Origin of the sequence: Parabacteroides sp. MSK.9.14, assembly GCF_019041495.1 — a bacterium.
Taxonomy (GTDB): Bacteria; Bacteroidota; Bacteroidia; order Bacteroidales; family Tannerellaceae; genus Parabacteroides; species Parabacteroides merdae.
Genome location: NZ_JAHPXO010000004.1, coordinates 118,675 through 136,056, shown reverse-complemented (window position 1 = coordinate 136,056; position 17,382 = coordinate 118,675). Strand labels below are relative to the sequence as shown.

Genomic DNA, 17,382 nt, shown 5'->3' with positions numbered 1-17,382 from the left:
GAGGCCGCCTTTCTTTTTTTATAAGATCATCGTCCTTATTTTACAATCACTTTGTAAGTGGCGTCACCTTCGACTGTTACCAATACAATGCCGGATGTTGCTGGCATTGAGAAGTATTCAGAATTTGCTCTGCGAACACCGATTGTCTGTCCTAAGATATTAGATAAAGTGATCATCTTACCGGAAGCATTCGTCACGATAACCTGACCGTCATTGCTGATCACCTTGATCTCGGAGACGTTCATCTCTTCGTTGGCTGTCGGAGCGGAAGCAGTTTGTACTTCGAATGCTGCACTCGGAGTGGTCTGCATAACGGCAAAACCGTTCACAACACCTACATAAGGCTTACCATTCTCATTCAACTCTTTCTGATTTTCCAGATAATAACCGCCTTCTTCTGCAGTCTTGAATGCGAAGAGAGCAGGGTTGTTCTTCATTGTCTTAATCGAGTCGTGAGAGATGAACATTGCATAAGTATCGGCATCGATACCTGCTCTTGTTGTATCTTTGGCAGCTAAGTAATAGCGAATATTGGCTTCGGCTTTGCCACCATTAGCGACACCGGAAGAAATAAAATACAATTGTTTACCAGCAATGACTGTATCTTGTTCAACCCACAAACTAAAATAATCTGCTTCATAATTTGCTTTTGTAATCGGATTACCTTCATCTTTCATTTCAGCAAAGAAGTTCAGCGGATTCATCGCCAAAGCATTGTTGTTATAAGCCAAACGCTTGTGAGCACTTGCAAATGAAGCATATTCGGGGGCGTCAACGGCTTCAAGGTTTACGTAAGCTGCTTTCTCTGACAACTGTACACAAGAAGTATTGACATTCATACCTACATACTGATTAGTAGAAGACAACATAGCATACTTTTCAGCAGTAGCATCAGAAATAAATCTAAAAGATTCAGCAGTTCCAACAGATGAGAACTTCAGACTATCATTCTGTTTTGCGAGCATATCTTTATTAAACATTGCTCTTAACTTATATGAAGTGACAAACAAGGTATCTAACAAACTCTTTGCACCACCAGCTTCTTCAACTTTATCCACTACCAACTTAAAGATTGCTGCATCTTTTGCATCACCGACTTTACCTTTCAAGATAGAATCTGTAGTATATGCATAAATATTACTTACTCCTGTTGTTCCAGAAACCAAGTTCAGTACATAACCGTTAGCGTTCAATTCTTCTTCCGTAAAATAGAGAGAACCTAAATACTTATCATTCAGATTAACCTCTTGTTTAAATATTTTCACGGAGTCAGAACCAAACAAATAAGTGTTTTCTTTTCCTTGTACAGCAAAAACTTCCTGATCTACGATCATACTTGAATTTGATTGACGATCAACAACAGAATATTTACCATTATTTTCTTTAATATACCACTGACCTCTTGCCAAATTCATAGAAGGAACGCTGTCACCTCCCATAAAGGCATCTTTCGTCACATAATATTTACCGTTATCAGCACCTTCGCTTACCTTCTGTAAGAAGTAAACACCTGTACCGGTCGGGATTGTAACAGGAGTTCCTTTTGAAACATTAATCAAAGGAAGTTTACCCTGCAAAGGCTGAGCACCCACTCCAAACTTAGACACAGTTAAAACCTTGGTATTGCCAACCTGAGCATAAACAACGCGAACCGTATCACCCACTTCTGTATTAACGTCTAAATTATCATCAAAATCAGGAGCTCCTGCAACAAACATTGCAATAGAATCATTCTGCAAATTGACAACAAACTTAAAGTGCTTGCAAAGCTCATTAGGACGCAAAACTTTACGAATTGAATCTAATGCAAACCCTGCACCAAATACATCCTCTTGATTATTGATTGTCGTTTTGAGTGTATCAACACCTAAAAACTTCTTTACACCATTTGAATATGCTTCATCACCTTTCACCTGTAAAGTCATAAAACCTTTATCTCCAACAGAATTAGCAATCAAATCTTCACCTGTAAAGATATTCCCTTCATATTTATCACCAAATGTCAACTGAAAAGTACTGAAACCATCGCCGAGATCCTGCGGGGTCATGGTCATTGTGTCAGGCTTAGTTACAGCCAACTTCAGCTCACTTCCTCCAGTAAAAACAATGCCATCATTAGCACCTAAAGCCAATGTCATTTTTTTACCATCACTTAGTGAAGCACTTAAACTGCCTCCATCTGTAAACGTCCATTTGCTTACGCCAGCAGCAAAAGTAGGCTTAGCATCTTGAGATGCAGCAAAAGATAAAACAGCATTTGTCTTTTTGTTCTTAAATTGATAAACTGTTCCAGCAGTTTCTGTTATTCCCGTAATTTCCCAAAGAGCGGAATCACGAGCAGCTTTATTCACATTCTCAAATGAAGTGATTTCTTTCACTACTACCGAATCAGCCTTGTTACCATCCAAAGACAAGTATTTATTACCACTCTTCAAGTAATAATAATTACCGACAGTCCAATCATCACTTGCCGCACTCGCCGCAGTAAAAGTTCCTACTGTCATTAAGGCCGCAGCCAAAAGTGTAAATTTTTTATTCATATGCAAATTGTTTAATCATTTAATCCTTTAACAGAGGCAAAGATAGAAAAGTTCAGTCGCACAAAATTATAATCTACTATAAAAGATACTTACATCTGGGCATAATGTACAAAAGCGCCATTATCCGTGCCATAATAAAAAAGGCTCGCCACCAAAGTGACGAGCCGGGAATCATTTTCTCTTATAATCAAATAATAATACTAAAGTAATGAAATAAAGTTCTTAATATCTTATACTTATATCGTCCTTGTTAATTATTATAATGATTGACAAAGATAAATCTTTTTATCCAAAGTCCTATCCTTCAAAAGGACTCCTTACAAAACCGGGCGATTATTGAACGAACCCATTTCTTTTTAGGACAAATCAGTTATCAGCCCGATGCACAGTAAGTTGCGGGAACGGGAAGTTGATGCCTTTTTCATTAAATGTTGCATAAACCGCTTGATTGATGCCAAAATAAACTTCCCAATAATTCGGACTTTCCACCCATACACGGACAACAATATTCACACTGCTGTCTGCCAACGCATGCAAGGCAATGAAAGGAGCCGGATCAGTCAGAATACGAGAGTCACGGGCAATAATCGTTTCGATCACCGCCTTTACTTTATCATAATCCTCACCATAATCGACACCGAATGTCCAATCTACTCGGCGGGTAGTCTGCCGGCTAAAGTTCGTAACCGCACCACTGCTGAGCGAACCGTTCGGGATATACACCATTTTATTATCAGGTGTTGCCAAGATCGTATGAAAAATCTGGATTTCCTTCACCGTACCGCCCGTACCTTGCGCTTCAATATAGTCACCGACTTTGAATGGCTTGAACAAAAGAATAATCAATCCACCCGCAAAATTTGCCAGATTACCGCTCAAAGCCATACCGACAGCAACACCTGCAGAAGCAAGAAGAGCAGCAAACGAAGTCGTTTGTACACCCAAAGCACCGACAACCGAGATGATCAATAAAATAGTCAGGACAACATTTACCAAACTTCCGACAAAAGTTTTGACTGAAGGATCGATATCACGTTTCAATAAAACCCGTTTTATCAGTTTATTCACCAAATTAATCAGGAGACGCCCGACTATAAAAACCAAAAACGCCTTGATAAGTGTCCATCCCAACGCCGCCCCTTGCGTCATCAGGGAATTCAAAATACCTTCCAGACCATGTGAAAGGTCAATTGCTGTTACAATCATAATTATTTATATTTATGGAAATTCATACTAATTACATAACAATCATTCATTCCAAAAGTATTAGAAATTGTAGCAAAGGTATAAAGTTTTTTTATTCGAATAAAGAACCGATTTTATTATGTAGTTTTGCAAACGCTCAGAAAACAGATATAAACAATAGAAAATGAGGACTTTCTTGATTATTATAGGTTTGTTCCTGTTTATAGGAAACAGCTTTGCACAATCATACGAAGAATTAATAGAGAAAAGCTACGACTTCGTAGATAAAGGCGATTTGGTGTCCGCGGAAGAGAGCCTGAAAACGGCCATGCGCAAAGAACCGGCTAACCCGTTGAACTATGCCTTGCTTACGAACCTCGGAACCATACAGCGCCGACAGGGGAAGCTGCAAAAGGCTCTCATCTCCTACACTTCCGCACTAAGCGGGCATACAAAGAACATCACCATTCTCGAAAACCGGGCTTCCCTTTATACAGAATTGGGAGAAACAGAAAAAGCTTTGAACGATTACAACACCTTGTTAATAGAAAATCCGGAACATCAGGAGGCGCTTTATTGCCGAGGGCTGCTCTATATACAGTTACAAAATTATATGTGGGCAGAACAGGATTTCGACAAAATTCTGGAAGTAAACGAGAAATCGGTTCGTGCTCGCCTCGGCCATGCCATCTTGGAAAAGATGCGTGGGAACTACGACGAGAGCGAACGGATATTCAATTACCTGATTAGCGAGATGCCCCGCGACTGGATCCTCTACGAAGGACGGGCGGATTTGTATTTTATGATGGGAAAAAATGCACGGGCAATGGCAGATATAGAAAAAGTCTTTACCGAAAGCGAACCGACTGCCAACCTCTATGTGTTGAGAGGCAAGATCAAGCTGGCACAATACGAAAAGGAGCGGGCAGCCCTCGATTTCAAGAAAGCAGAATCAATGGGATACAATAAAGAAGTTATCAAGGAACTTCTTAAATTGACAATGAACAATTGACAATTAGGCTTCGCGTTACCAAAATCGGCTGAAAACCAAAATAATTGTCAATTGTCAACTGCTAATGTAATTGTCAATTGTTAATGTAATTGACAATCCATGTCCCTACCTCTTTCGTGCCATACTTCGCACCGCCTTCCATCTGGATTTCAGGAGTACGAACATTAGCGTCCAAAGAAGCATCCACAGCCTCGCGGATCAAGGCTCCTTCCGCCTTACAACCGAAATACTCGAACAGCATAGCTACCGAAAGAATCTGTGCCAACGGGTTGGCGATATTCAATCCTTTAGCCTGCGGCCACGAACCGTGGATCGGTTCAAATACAGGAGTGCTTTCGCCCGTCGAAGCAGAAGGGAGCAAGCCCATAGAACCGCTGATACAAGAACCTTCATCAGTAAGGATATCACCAAACGTATTCTCCGTTACCATAACATCAAAGAATTTGGGTTCCTGGATCATACGCATGGCCGCATTATCGACATACATATAGTCGGTCTGAACCTCCGGATAAGAAGGGGCCATCTCTTGTGCAATCTGGCGCCACAAACGCGAAGAAGCCAAGACATTTGCCTTATCGACCACCGTCAGATGTTTTTTCCGTTTCATGGCATATTCGAAACCGACTTTCAAGATGCGCTCGATCTCAGGGCGTGTGTACATATTGGTATCGTAGGCCTTATCGTTATCCTGATATTTCTCCCCGAAATACATGCCTCCCGTCAATTCACGGATACACAAGAAATCCGCACCATCCACCAAGTCAGCACGAAGCGGTGATTTATGCAACAGGCACTTAAAAGTTTGTACGGGCCGGATATTCGCAAACAAGCCCAATTTCTTACGCATAGCCAGCAATCCCTGTTCAGGACGCACTTTAGCTGTCGGATCGTTGTCGAACTTCGGATCACCTACAGCAGAGAAAAGAACGGCATCCGCTCCTTTACAAATCTCATATGTTTCTTCCGGAAAAGGATCTCCCACCTTGTCGATAGCATCGGCCCCGCAAAGAGCATATTCATAACGGACTTCATGTCCGAATTTCTTACAAACGGCACTCATCACCTCCACACCTTGTGCAGCAATTTCAGGACCGATCCCGTCACCGGGAAGTACAGCTATATTCAATTTCATATCATAAATGATTTATTAGTTGGCAAATTTTCCTATTCTCTCTTAAAATAGACGTATTTGGGTTCTGTTGGGACATAGCTTTCATCATCCCACAATGTACTTGTGATCATCAAGTCGGCACTATACCGGTTACAAGCGATAGGCACGTTATGGACACGGCACTGGCGAAGCAACATCTGGATATCGGCCTCGTGCGGCTGTGGGTTCAAGTCGTCGATCAAGAACACGGCAAGATCTATTTCCTTTCGTACTACCATTGCTGCAATTTCGGCATCTCCACCCAGCGGACCGGAATGCATACAGGCGATATCTGCCGTAACACCTTTTTCTTCCATCGCCTTCCGAACCAGATTTCCGGTTGTCCCAGTACATACGATATGATGATGGGACAGAAATTCAGCATTGTGAATAGCCCATTCTACCATGTCAGCCTTCCGGTTGTCGTGCGCAACAAGCGCGATTGTTAACTTCTTCATAACTTCAATAATTAATAATTTATCAATGTGATAATTTGCCAATGTACTAATATACCGATAGCCTACATCGCAATTCTCTTTCATTGGCACATCGGCACATCATTATTGTTCTATCTTGTTCAGCATCTTCAATGTCGCCTTGATAGCAGCCTCCGTCTGGTCTGCATCGAGACCACGTGTTTTAAAGTCCACTCCTGCATAATTCCAACTAATGATAGTCTGCACAAAGGCATCGGTCCGTCCGCCGGGTGGTATAGAAACGGAATAATTAGTCAGCATCGGGAAAGGACGGCCCAGATCGGTATATATCTTCCGCAGGGCACGAACGAAAGCATCGTACTGTCCATCACCGGAAGCCGACTCCTGGTAGGCTTCGCCGTTAATCTCTATCTTCAAGGTGGCAACCGGTTTCAGTCCCTGTGCCAAAGACAGCGAATAGTTCAGAATACGGATGCGCTGGTCCGCCATCGTATCGTGATGGAGCACATCGCTGATGATATACGGAAGGTCCTCCGTCGTAACCATTTCTTTTTTATCACCCAGTTCGATAATCCGCTCGGTAACCTTGCGCATAGAGTTCTCGTCGATATCGATCCCCAGTGCTTCAAGGTTCTTACGGATATTCGCCTTACCGGAAGTCTTGCCAAGAGCATATTCGCGGACACGGCCGAAACGTTCGGGCAACAGATCATTGCAATACAGATTGTTTTTGCTGTCACCATCAGCATGGACACCGGCACATTGCGTAAAGACATGTTCCCCGATAATCGGTTTGTTAGGCGGAATATGAACACCGGAGAAAGTTTCCACCAATCGGCTGGCATAATTGATCCGTTCTTCCCGAAGTGTCGTATCCACTCCCAACTGATCTTTCAACACGGCAAGCACACTGCTAAGCGGGGCATTCCCGGCACGCTCTCCCAATCCGTTCAATGTAGTATGAAGTCCTTTTATACCGGCACGGACAGCAGAATAGACATTCGCTACCGCCAGATCATAGTCGTTATGAGCATGAAAATCGAACTTCAAGTCCGGATAGCGTGTAACCATTTCCTTACAATATTCGTAAGTATTTCCAGGGTTCAGGATGCCAAGCGTATCAGGCAACATGAAACGCCGGATCGGCAAGTCACGAAGCGAATCGACTGCTTGAAAGACATATTCAGGAGAGTTTTTAATACCGTTCGACCAATCTTCCAGATAGATGTTCACGGCAATCCCCCGTTCGATTGCCTGGTTGATGACGGAACGTATATCGGCAAAATGCTGTTCGGGAGTCTTACGAAGCTGTTCCGTCACGTGCTTATAAGAGCCCTTGCAAAGCAAGTTTACCACACGGCAACCAGCCGCTTCGATCCAGTTTAACGAAACATCACCATCCACAAAGCCGAGCACTTCGAGCTTCTGGATGTTTCCGGTACGTTCCGCCCAGGAAGCGACGCGCTTCACGGCTTCAAACTCACCGTCCGAGACACGTGCAGATGCGATCTCCAGACGGTTCACACCCAGATCAAGCAATGCCTGTGCAATGCTCAACTTCTCATGCGCCGCAAAAGAAACTCCCGATGTCTGTTCCCCGTCACGCAGGGTGGTATCCATTATTTCTATCATAATTGTTCATATATAACGCTACTTTTAGCTTGATCCAAAAGCAACAAACTAACGTCTCCTTTCAAATGCTTCAATCTTTTCCTTATTGGAAAGCAGATAATCGATGTCATCGAGGCCATTCACAAGGCAGTCTTTTTTGTAGGCGTTGATATCGAAGTGCTCGCTCTTACCCGTAGCCTTATTGGTGATGGTTTGGGCAGGCAGGTTGACTTCGACTTCTGTTTTCGGATCGGCAAAAATCGAGTCGAAAAGCTCGGCCAAAAAAGGTTCGCTAACCACCACAGGGAGAACAAAGTTATTCAGTTCATTGTTTTTGTGGATATCCGCAAAAAAACTGGACACAACTACACGAAACCCATAATCGGCAATCGCCCAAGCTGCATGTTCGCGACTGGAACCCGAGCCGAAGTTTTTCCCCGCCACCAGTATCTGTCCGCCGTAGGTCGGATCATTCAAGACAAACGATTCTATTTTATTTCCCTGCTTGTCGTACCGCCAGTCGCGGAACAAGTTTTCACCAAACCCTTTTTTGTCGGTTGCTTTCAGGAAACGGGCAGGAATGATCTGGTCCGTGTCCACATTCTCTAAAGGAAGGGGAACGCAGGTTGATGTAATGATATTGAATTTCTGTTTCATGAATGTTAAAATTTATGATTTATGATTTCAGAAAAACGTTCTCGGATCGGTAATTTCCCCAGTCACGGCTGCCGCCGCAGCTACTAGCGGTCCAGCCAGAATCGTACGGGCCCCCGGTCCCTGACGTCCTTCAAAGTTACGGTTGCTTGTCGAAACTGCATATTTTCCTGCCGGGATCTTATCGTCGTTCATTGCCAGACAAGCCGAGCATCCCGGTTGACGTAACTGGAAACCGGCTTCTTCGAATATCTTGTCTAACCCTTCTTCACGGATCTGCGCATCTACCAGCCAGGAGCCGGGAACCAGCCAGGCGACTACATGGTCGGCTTTCTTCCGTCCCTTAACAATGGAAGCAAAAGCACGAAAGTCCTCGATACGACCATTGGTACAAGAGCCTAAGAACACATAGTCGATCTTCTTGCCCAACAAGGATTCACCCGGTTCGAACCCCATATACTCCATCGATTTCATAAAAGAAGCTTTCTCCACATCGTTCATACCCTCGACAGTCGGGATATGTTCGGTGACTCCCATTCCCATACCCGGATTGGTACCATACGTCACCATCGGTTCGATATCGGCAGCATCAAACAGAATCTCTTTGTCAAACACAGCATCATCGCCACTTTTCAAAGTCTTCCAATAAGCAACCGCCTTATCCCATTCTTCGCCGGCAGGAGCATTTTCACGTCCCTTAAGATAAGCGAATGTCGTTTCGTCAGGAGCGATCATACCACCACGCGCTCCCATTTCAATAGACAGGTTGCACAAAGTCAAACGCCCCTCCATCGTCAAACTACGGATCGCCGCACCAGCATACTCGATGAAATATCCGGTTGCACCGCTGGTCGTCACTTTCGACATGATATAAAGGGCGACATCCTTTGCTGTCACCCCTTTCCCTAGATTACCTTCCACACAGATACGCATGGTTTTCGGCTTTGCCTGCAAAATGCACTGGGAAGCCATAACCATTTCCACTTCACTGGTTCCGATACCGAAAGCGACCGCACCGACTGCTCCATGAGTAGAAGTATGCGAATCACCGCAAACGATCGTCATCCCCGGCAAGGTCAGTCCACGTTCCGGGCCTACCACATGGATAATGCCATTCCTCTCATCCATCATTCCATAATGAGTCAAACCAAATTCGGCTGCATTCTTTGCCAGCGTATCGACTTGATTCTTCGAAACAGGATCTTCGATCGGTTTATCCTGATCGTGTGTCGGCGTGTTATGATCCGGCATACAATAGATACGTTCCGGACGAAACGGCTTCAAACCACGTCGACGCATACTGGCAAAAGCCTGTGGACTAGTCACTTCATGACAGTACAACCTGTCGATGTAAAGTTGTGTGGGCCCCTCTTCGATCATCGTCACTACGTGGGAATCCCAAATCTTGTCAAATAATGTATTCATAATTATCAATTCACTTCACAAATTTATTAATTGCATCAATAAATGCCTCTACAGAAGCAGCTATAATATCGGTATTGGCAGCAAAACCATAATAACGGTTTCCTTCGTACTCAACCTGCATATGTACTTTCCCCATATCGTCACTGCCTTTATTAATCGCTTGAATCAAAAACTCCTGAATCGTCATCGTACGGTGGATAATTGATTTCACCGCCTTAATAGCAGCATCAACAGGACCGTTGCCGGAAGCGGCGGCCTCAAACCTCTCACCAGCTATATTCAGGCAGATGCTGGCCACAGACTGCAAACCGACACCGGAGGTCACCTGTAAATATTCCAACTTGATACGATGCATGGCCGTGCGGTCTTTGCCAGCAAGCATCAAGATATCGTCGTCGTTGATATCTTTCTTACGATCAGCCAGTTTCAAGAATTCTTCATAAACCTTATCTAGTTTTTCCTGAGACAATTCGACGCCCAATACCTGTAAACGGTGTTTCAATGCCGCACGTCCGCTACGGGCAGTCAGCACGATTGCATTATCGTCGATTCCTACATCTTTCGGATCGATGATTTCATAACTTTCACGATTCTTCAAAACGCCATCCTGATGGATGCCGGAAGAATGAGCGAACGCGTTACGTCCGACGATCGCCTTATTCGGCTGGATAGGCATGTTCATCAGGCTGGACACCATACGGCTGACTCCGTAAATCTTTGTCGTATTGATATTGGTAATAATGTCACGTTCTTTGTGACTCTTGAAAATCATCGCGATTTCTTCCAAGGATGTATTACCGGCACGTTCACCTATACCGTTCATGGTGACTTCCACCTGACGTGCACCATTCAAGACACCCTGCACAGTATTGGCGGTAGCCATCCCCAAATCATTATGACAGTGGGTAGAAATGATAGCATTCTCGATACCGTCTACATGATCCATCAGATATTTGATTTTCGCCCCATATTCGTCCGGCAGGCAATAACCGGTCGTATCAGGGATATTGACAACTGTCGCGCCAGCTTTGATGACCGCTTCTACCACACGTGCCAGATATTCGTTGTCAGTACGTCCGGCATCTTCGCAATAAAATTCGACGTCTTCCACATATCTCTTGGCATATTTGGCAGCAGCGACAGCCCGTTCCAAAATATCTTCCTGATTCGAATTGAACTTATACCTGATATGATAATCGGACGTTCCAATACCTGTATGGATACGTCCGTGCTTTGCATATTTCAGTGCTTCGGCAGCCACATCAATATCTTTTTCCACCGCACGGGTAAGCGCACAGATTGTAGGCCACGTTACGGCTTTCGATATTTCAACAACGCTATTGAAATCTCCCGGACTCGATACGGGGAAACCGGCTTCTATCACGTCTACTCCCAGTTCTTCCAGAGCTTTGGCTACCTGAATCTTTTCAATACTATTCAACTGGCAACCCGGCACTTGTTCACCGTCACGCAATGTCGTGTCGAAAATAAATAATCTGTCTGACATAGTTCTTATCGTCTTAAATTTATTAATATCTTTTCTGAATGAAAAAAGCCTCTCTCACAAGGAAGCGAGAAAGGCTTTTTCATATCTTAATGCCCTGTAAAGCATACACAGTCTCACTTCCTATTCCGTTCCCAGAGTAGAATAATATTTAGAGAAATAATGAGACTATTTAGCATTACCTGTTTCATATTGTCTTTTCAACCGTTTTTGTTTGAACGCTGCAAAGATACGGTCTTTTTCCAAACATCCAAATATAATTTAAAGTTTTTATCACTATTTTCTTATAAAATAAAAGACAAATACATCTAAATTCTTCAATTCATAACCAACAATCTACTTATCATTTTTCAAGGCTTCTTTATGGAGAATTGATCCACCACTTTCCCGTCCACATCTACGACCTGTATTTTTAGTTCTTTCGGATCGGCAGCCGCTTTCAAAATAGCCGTATTGGAATTGACGATAATCGGGAACGGTGTACGATCCGTTGCATCCTGATGGATGAAACGGTGGAGGTGACCACACAACATAACGTCCGGCTTGGCATCGCGTAGCAAAGGCATGAACTTCTGCTCCACTTCCAAGTTTCCATGCCATCCGCCGATCGGTGGGATATGGGCTACAATAATTTTAAACGGCGCGTCCTTATATTCTTTGCTATCCAATACTCGGCGCAACCATTCGGCCTGTTCTGTCCGGTATTCGTCGTAGACTGTTATACCGGCATATTCAATATCGGAATCCGGCTTGTCCTCTCCCGTATCCAAAACGACAAAACAGATCGGACCTTGCCGGAATGTATAGTAGATATTCTCTTCTTTTGGAGAGAAATAACGTTGGAACTCGGTTGCAAAAACGCCACGTGTTTCGTGGTTGCCTCTTGTATAATACATCGGAATCTCAGAGGCAAACAGCTTGGTCGCCGTATCCATAAAACCGTCGAAGATATGATTTTCCTCATTGAAGACTGACACCATATCACCGTTAAAAAGAAAAAAGTCCGTCTTTTTCAAATCACACTTGGAAACTAGGTTCGTCAACAGGTCATTTTTGCCATGTATATCGTTCACCATCGCAAATGAGACAGAATTATCCGCAGGATCGCTCGTCTTGAACACCAACGGCTTTTTGGAGTAAACATCAGTCGAGGCATAGTTCCCATAAATGATCTTATGTCCGACATGGCTCAATACTTCCTGTACGAAGACACGATAACGGTAGTTCGTACCCGGTTTAAGCCCTTTGATCTTCACGGTATGGATCGTAGATGTATTTTTTACTCCGTTACGGGCATCATAATATTTGGGACGTTCGGTAGCATAAAAGTTCGTATCGTCATCCGGCGCCAGCTCCACCCAACCGACAGAAGGTTTATCCGACAACCACACGATCGTCACTTCATCAGGCCCTAGATTCTGCAAATAAGGACCATGCACCAACCGAATCTTCGACTCTACTGCTCCTGCTAGGCAAACAGACAGCCACAATAACATTACTAAAATTTGGAATTTCTTCATGATATAATATTTAAGCAATTAAATTCGAATTTATAGCTACGAAGATATCGATTACTATCCAAAGATTTCTTATCAAAATGATACATTTTCATTAAAAAAAGTGACAATTCATACCGAATTGCCACTTTCTTTATGCACCCAAATAAAAAATGCGATGTCTATCAATTGTTTTCCGGGCGCAATTTACGAACGACTGCACCTGCACGCCACATTTCGCTTTCGCGCAATGCTGCCAGTTCTTTTTCCAAACCTTCACGATAATCCGGCTTACTGTTCGTATCGATAGAACGCTGCGCTTCGTTACCGCAGGCGACCTCCCGGTATAATTTTTCAAATACAGGCTTAACGGCATCGTGGAACGGCCCCATCCAGTCTAAAGCGCCACGCTGTGCAGTAGTCGAACAGTTTGCATACATCCAGTCCATTCCGTTTTCAGCAAACAACGGCATCAAAGACTGAGTCAGCTCTTCGACTGTTTCGTTGAATGCTTCGGAAGGTTCGTGGCCGTTTTCACGCAATGTTTCGTATTGAGCCAACAATAAACCTTGGATAGCCCCCATCAAAGTTCCACGTTCACCAGTCAGATCGGAATAAACTTCCTTCTTGAATGTCGTTTCGAACAGATAGCCTGAACCAACGCCGATACCCAAAGCGATCACACGGTCCCATGCTCTACCGGTTGCATCCTGGAAAATTGCATAGCTTGAATTCAAGCCACGTCCCTGCAGGAACATACGACGCAAAGAAGTACCAGAACCTTTCGGTGCGACTAGAATCACGTCAACATCAGCAGGAGGGATAATATTGGTACGTTCCTTGTAAGTGATAGCAAAACCATGAGAGAAATACAGCGCTTTTCCCGGAGTCAGATATTTTTTGATACGCGGCCAGCATTCGATCTGAGCGGCGTCGGAAAGCAACACCTGTATGATAGTTGCTCTTTCGCAAGCTTCTTCAATACCGAACAGTGTTTCACCCGGTACCCAGCCGTCGGCAACAGCTTTGTCATAGGTTTTACCAGGGCGCTGTCCTACGATAACGTTGAAACCATTATCACGCAAGTTCAAGCTCTGTCCAGGACCTTGAACACCGTAACCGATAACTGCAATCACTTCATCTTTCAATACTTCTCTTGCCTTTTCCAACGGAAATTCTTCGCGGGTTACTACGTTTTCGTCAACACCGCCAAAATTCATTACTGCCATTTTTTCTACTATTAAATGTAATGTGTTAATAAAATAATTCTTTTGTCAGGACAGTTCGCAAACCATCCGCCCATACCATGTTTGTTCAATGCCACATAACAGCAGCACGGCAAATCGCTTTGCCTTCATTACAGATCGCCATATCATATTTTCCGTTATCAGCCTCCCTCTTGTACAACATGAGTTTCATCCCATATTTGCCTTCAGACTGGTAGGCGATTTCGAAACGTTTGATATCTTTTGTCTTGAACAGGTCAAGATCAAACAGGTCTAGAAGATGTTCCATATACTTGATACTGTTCAGGTGGCCGTTGATATCAAGGTCGCTGTACTTAATGAAATAAGGAACCCCTTCCGTCTCATTCTCCACAGCCGCAATCTTTCCCGGCTTTTCTATCGGGCAGGGGCGATCCGTGACATAAGCGCTCAACCTGGCGATATCCAACAAGGTCGGCCGGCGTGTTTCCACATCGATAGCCGCCCAAATAGAACGGGCGTAACCGAATGTCTTACCGTTGCCATCCACCAGCTCGAAACAACGGCTGGTAAAGAGACGGCCGACTTCATCCACCCAGGTATAAAGAGTTATAGGTTCGGACATGGCTGGATATTCGATCATTTCGATCGCCAGACGGGAAAGAACCCAAGCCGTATGCCGTTCTGACATATCGTTGAAACCGAATCCGCGTTCAGCAGCATGGCTGGATGCGACATGTATCAGATAGTTTCCGATCATCGGTATCGTTACACGTCCACGAAAATCCAACAGGTACGGTTCCGTGACGAAATGAAATTCCCCTATTTTGCTTTTATCTTTATCCATGATTCTTTTCTGTTGGGGCAGTTCGCAAACCACCCGTACGTTATTTTTTTTCCTGCAACTTACGTTCCATTTCGGCCAACATATCGCTCAAACGCTCGACACGGCTTTTTGTGATCGCAATGCGACCGGAACGGATGAACTGCAAGACACCGATCGTTTCGCTCAACTCCCTGAAAAGGGCTTGCGTCTCATCGTAATGACCACTCTTTTCGAGAACGACACACGTTTCGTTCATTTCCAGAATACGGGCGTTATATTTGCGAATCAGATCCTCGACCGTCCCCATCTTGATAAACAGCTCGGTGCTCAGCTTATAAAGGGCGATCTCCTGGAAAACCAGATCTTCATCCGTATTATAGTAAGCCTTCAAGATATCCACCCGTTTGTCGATCTGCTTCACAACCTTGTCGATCATATCTTCATCGGCAAATGTCGTGATCGTAAATTTATGTATACCCTGTATGGCGGAAGGTGAAACGGAAAGCGTCTCGATGTTCAACTGCCGACGCGTAAAGATAATCGTAATCTGGTTCAGAAGACCTACTGTATTCTCTGAAAAGATAATAACGGTATATAATTTTTTAGTTGTCATAGCTTCACCTCCTTACTTATCTCCTAATATCATATTCGTTACGCTTCCTCCAGCAGGAACCATCGGATATACCATACCACACGTTTCCACATTGGCGACCAACACAAACGCTCCGTTATGGTTCAACATCTCGGCAATAGCCTCATCCAGTTCCTCCCGTTTTTCAACGGTGCGGCCAGCGATACCGTACGCTTTCGCGATCGCCACGAAATCCGGGTTCTCCATGATCGTATTCGAATAACGTTCGTGGAAGAACAACTCCTGCCACTGACGTACCATTCCTAAGAAATTATTATTAAGGATGATGATTTTCACATCCAGTTTTTCCTGCATAATGGTTCCCAACTCCTGAATCGTCATCTGCATCCCACCGTCACCGGTAAAGAAGCAGACCGTACGGTCAGGTGCACCGAACTTGGCTCCCATAGCAGCGGGAAGGCCAAAGCCCATCGTCCCCAGACCACCTGAAGTAACCACGCTACGAGTGCGTTTATATTTGAAATAGCGGACACCCATCATCTGGTTCTGTCCGACATCCGTAACTAAAACAGCATCGTTTCCAGTCGCCTCGGACACTTTTCGAACGACTTCACCCATTTTCAAAGATCCGTTCATCGGATACAACTCCTTCTCGATCACCTTTTCATACTCTTCCTGTGCATCCAGCTCAAACTCAGCATTCCACTCCGGACGTTTCCGTTCTTCCAACAACGCAGTTATCATCGGAATGGTATGTTTGGCATTTCCGAGAACCTTCACATCGACCGGTACATTCTTCCCGATCTCCGAGTTGTCGATATCCAAATGGATCACTTTCGCCTGCTTGGCGTATGTCTTCAAATCGCCAGTAACACGATCGTCGAAACGCATACCGATGGCGATCAACACGTCACATTCATTGGTCTTCCTATTCGGACCGACATTGCCGTGCATACCCAACATACCCTTATTCAAAGGAAAATCGGAAGGCAACGCCGATAGACCGAGAACAGTCGAACCGGCAGGAATGTCATTCTTCAGCAGGAATGCTTTCAGCTCCTCTTCAGCACCTCCCAACAAAACCCCCTGTCCGACCAGGCAGAACGGTTTCTCCGCTTTATTGATCAACGCGGCAGCCGCTTTAATCCGATCCTGGTTGATATCCGGTTCCGGCTGATAGCTGCGGATATAGTCTACTTTCTTATATTCATAATCCACAAATCCAACCTGAGCATCCTTTGCCAAATCGAGTACAACAGGCCCCGGCCGTCCGGTAGAAGCGATATAAAAAGCACGTGAAACAGCCCACGCTATCTCTTCCGGCTTGCGAATCTGGTACGCCCATTTGGTGATCGGTTGCGTAATGCCGATCACATCGACTTCCTGGAAAGCATCTGTTCCAAGCAATGGAGAAGGGACCTGTCCGGCTATGACCACCATAGGAGTGCTGTCCATCAGTGCATCGGCAATGCCGGTGATGGTATTTGTTGCGCCGGGTCCTGAAGTAACCAACGTCACCCCTACTTTACCGGATACACGGGCATACCCTTGTGCAGCATGCGTCGCCCCTTGTTCATGACGCACCAATACATGCTTCAATTTATCCCTGTAATCGTACAAACTATCGTAAATAGGAATCGCTTGCCCGCCGGGATAACCGAAAATCGTATCTACTCCTTCAGCTATCAGTGACTTCAGCAAAGCTTCCGAACCGGTTATCTTCTGTTTCTCCATATCTCTTTATT

The 17,382-nt window shown here is 44.5% G+C and carries 14 protein-coding genes; 1 reads left to right on the top strand and 13 read right to left on the bottom strand.

Annotation, left to right across the window (positions count from 1 at the left end; all coding sequences use genetic code 11):
• Positions 1–35: 35 nt before the first annotated feature.
• Both KTG12_RS03760 and KTG12_RS03755 read right to left on the bottom strand, forming a co-directional pair.
• The gene (locus tag KTG12_RS03760; protein ID WP_155143642.1) at positions 36–2,540 is read right to left on the bottom strand and encodes a DUF6383 domain-containing protein; all 2,505 of its coding nucleotides are present in this window, start codon (positions 2,538–2,540) and stop codon (positions 36–38) included.
• A gap of 366 nt (positions 2,541–2,906) precedes the next feature.
• Positions 2,907–3,689, bottom strand: coding sequence for a mechanosensitive ion channel family protein (locus KTG12_RS03755; RefSeq protein WP_227225832.1), 783 nt, complete (start codon positions 3,687–3,689; stop codon positions 2,907–2,909).
• A gap of 220 nt (positions 3,690–3,909) precedes the next feature.
• Between KTG12_RS03755 and KTG12_RS03750 the strand changes: the two genes are divergently transcribed.
• Entirely contained in the window at positions 3,910–4,737 is an 828-nt protein-coding gene (locus KTG12_RS03750) for a tetratricopeptide repeat protein (protein WP_138272714.1), read from the top strand.
• 73 nt (positions 4,738–4,810) lie between these two features.
• Here the strand turns inward: KTG12_RS03750 and leuB are convergent, their stop codons facing one another.
• From leuB to ilvB, 11 genes are all read right to left on the bottom strand, one after another.
• Positions 4,811–5,869: a 3-isopropylmalate dehydrogenase gene (gene leuB, locus KTG12_RS03745; protein WP_005645830.1), complete on the bottom strand. Its 1,059-nt coding sequence runs from the start codon at positions 5,867–5,869 to the stop codon at positions 4,811–4,813.
• Positions 5,870–5,901: 32 nt separating this feature from the next.
• A complete protein-coding gene (locus KTG12_RS03740; protein ID WP_005651320.1) occupies positions 5,902–6,345 on the bottom strand; it encodes a methylglyoxal synthase in 444 nt (147 codons plus the stop codon).
• A 102-nt stretch (positions 6,346–6,447) separates the two neighbouring features.
• The gene (locus KTG12_RS03735; RefSeq protein WP_005634885.1) at positions 6,448–7,956 is read right to left on the bottom strand and encodes an alpha-isopropylmalate synthase regulatory domain-containing protein; all 1,509 of its coding nucleotides are present in this window, start codon (positions 7,954–7,956) and stop codon (positions 6,448–6,450) included.
• Positions 7,957–8,004: 48 nt separating this feature from the next.
• The gene (gene leuD / locus KTG12_RS03730; protein ID WP_005634883.1) at positions 8,005–8,592 is read right to left on the bottom strand and encodes a 3-isopropylmalate dehydratase small subunit; all 588 of its coding nucleotides are present in this window, start codon (positions 8,590–8,592) and stop codon (positions 8,005–8,007) included.
• 27 nt (positions 8,593–8,619) lie between these two features.
• Entirely contained in the window at positions 8,620–10,014 is a 1,395-nt protein-coding gene (gene leuC, locus KTG12_RS03725; RefSeq protein ID WP_046451678.1) for a 3-isopropylmalate dehydratase large subunit, read from the bottom strand.
• A gap of 10 nt (positions 10,015–10,024) precedes the next feature.
• On the bottom strand, positions 10,025–11,521 hold the full coding sequence (locus KTG12_RS03720; protein ID WP_005645827.1) for a 2-isopropylmalate synthase: 1,497 nt from the start codon (positions 11,519–11,521) through the stop codon (positions 10,025–10,027).
• A gap of 347 nt (positions 11,522–11,868) precedes the next feature.
• A complete protein-coding gene (locus tag KTG12_RS03715; RefSeq protein WP_138272716.1) occupies positions 11,869–13,038 on the bottom strand; it encodes a metallophosphoesterase in 1,170 nt (389 codons plus the stop codon).
• 161 nt (positions 13,039–13,199) lie between these two features.
• Positions 13,200–14,243, bottom strand: coding sequence for a ketol-acid reductoisomerase (ilvC, locus tag KTG12_RS03710; RefSeq protein ID WP_005634871.1), 1,044 nt, complete (start codon positions 14,241–14,243; stop codon positions 13,200–13,202).
• 85 nt (positions 14,244–14,328) lie between these two features.
• Positions 14,329–15,066 (bottom strand): acyl-[acyl-carrier-protein] thioesterase, encoded by a 738-nt coding sequence (locus KTG12_RS03705; RefSeq protein WP_005634869.1) that lies wholly within the window; start codon positions 15,064–15,066, stop codon positions 14,329–14,331.
• A gap of 40 nt (positions 15,067–15,106) precedes the next feature.
• Positions 15,107–15,658 (bottom strand): acetolactate synthase small subunit, encoded by a 552-nt coding sequence (ilvN, locus tag KTG12_RS03700; RefSeq protein WP_005645821.1) that lies wholly within the window; start codon positions 15,656–15,658, stop codon positions 15,107–15,109.
• A gap of 12 nt (positions 15,659–15,670) precedes the next feature.
• A complete protein-coding gene (ilvB, locus tag KTG12_RS03695; protein WP_138272717.1) occupies positions 15,671–17,371 on the bottom strand; it encodes a biosynthetic-type acetolactate synthase large subunit in 1,701 nt (566 codons plus the stop codon).
• Positions 17,372–17,382: the final 11 nt, after the last annotated feature.